At 56.5% G+C, this 1681-nt stretch carries 2 protein-coding genes; both read right to left on the bottom strand.

Annotated features, from left to right (window positions below; all coding sequences use genetic code 11):
- Positions 1-778: P-type conjugative transfer protein VirB9 (virB9, locus tag J5224_RS26840; RefSeq protein ID WP_413544729.1), on the bottom strand; the 778-nt coding region annotated here is incomplete at its 3' end.
- Positions 778-1461 (bottom strand): virB8 family protein, encoded by a 684-nt coding sequence (locus J5224_RS26835; RefSeq protein WP_261867615.1) that lies wholly within the window; start codon positions 1459-1461, stop codon positions 778-780. The genes J5224_RS26835 and virB9, both read right to left, overlap by 1 nt.
- Positions 1462-1681 lie beyond the last annotated feature (220 nt).

Raw genomic sequence — 1681 nt, 5'->3', positions numbered from 1 at the left:
GGGGCGTGACCTCCTGAATGACCAATACGCTGAAGTTGCCTTTTCTGCGGATACTGCTGTTAACCACATGCTCCTGGCCGTTCAGCGCTTTTGTCACGGAGGGAATAGATTTGGCCGGGGAGAAGCCCACGAACGTAAAGCGGCCATCGTCATACGCAAAATCGGGGACAATACGGGTGCTGTCGCGCCCCGGATATTTGAGGTAGTCCCAGTTGCGTGGCGTCTGCGCGGCATTCAGGGCCTGCTGAATGTCAGTCTGCTGCTGTTTTTGCTCCCGTTCCAGCACTCTGGCCGCTGTCTCACGATTGACCTTCTCCCGGTCTTCGCCCGGATAACGGTAACTCACCTGGAAAGCGGGCTGCTGTTGTGACTTATCATCGATGACATTCAGCTCGACGTTGTACAGCCGACGGGTGGTGACGATCAGCAGGTTGGTATGCCAGTCCTGGCTGTTAGGGGGGATCACCACCTGCGTGGTGTTACCGTCCGCGCCGGGCGCACCCTGAACGAGCGCCACCGGGCGGACGTTCACCCGGTTGGCGTCCGGTGTGGCTTCCCACGCTTCTTCAAAACCGGGTCTGGCGCTGATAACCGCCTCGTCGCTATCAAAGACCAGTGTGGTCATGAAACCGGGACGGGTATTGACGACGGTAACGTTCAGCGGGTTATAGACAACCTGCTGAACGCGGGCATCATAGCGGCTCGCCTGCGGGATGGCCGCGCACCATGCCGTGCCACACATCATCAGCGCCAGCGGGATAAGAGAGATGCTTTTCATTATTCACCTCCCCGGATTTCACGGTCTGCCTGCCAACTGGTCACGATAAAACCGAACGGGTTAACCTCTCGTTCCGTATCGCTCATTTCTCGGCCGGGATCGGAGTGAAATGTCAGACGGGCATCCCAGTATTCGGTGCGGGTGCTGTTGTCTGCGAGGCGGCGGATGGTCTTTTTGTAACGAAGGGTGGCAACTTTATCGGGATCCGTGCCTGAGGTGATCTGGTTTGACAGAATGTCGATGCGTACGGTATTTGTCCCATTCTGGTACACCTTGTCCGGGGCGTCTTTTCCGGCATACAGCGCCAGATAGTCATCATTGACCTGAGGACTGTTATAAACCTGTACCGTGGCGTAATCGTCCTGCAGGGAAGGGTAAACGTACCGTTCACGCAGCCTGACGTAACCGGACGTCATCGCCTTCTGATAAGCTGCCTCCGCCGTCAGACTGGTTTTCGATGCACGGGTGACGTGCTCCACCCGTCCGGTATGATTATCCACGGTGTACAGTTCAACGACCGTCTGTTTCAGGGGCAGCATCAGCACCACGGCGATGAGTGCCAGTAGGGCGGTGAGCAGGCCCGCACCACCCACCATAAACCCGGCTTTTGTGGCACGTTTGTCCCGCTCAATCATCTGCTGCTCAAAGGTGCGAGAATCCGCAATGAGGGTCTGTTCACTCATGACTGTTTAACTCCGCCATTATCTGAGGGGTGTTCACCGGGATACCCTGACCACCAAAGGCTGGGGGACGAGGGGACTGCGAGCATCCGAAAAGCGCGCACAGCAAAACCAGCGCAATCAAGCGTTTCATGGGGTGTTTCCTTAGTGAGATGAAGACAGGGTTATGTTTTCGTCGGAGGAATTAACGGGAGTATTTCAGCAGGGATGACAGGTTTAACGA

The organism is Candidatus Symbiopectobacterium sp. NZEC135 (assembly GCF_025962695.1).
This window is presented reverse-complemented; position numbering and strand designations above follow the sequence as displayed.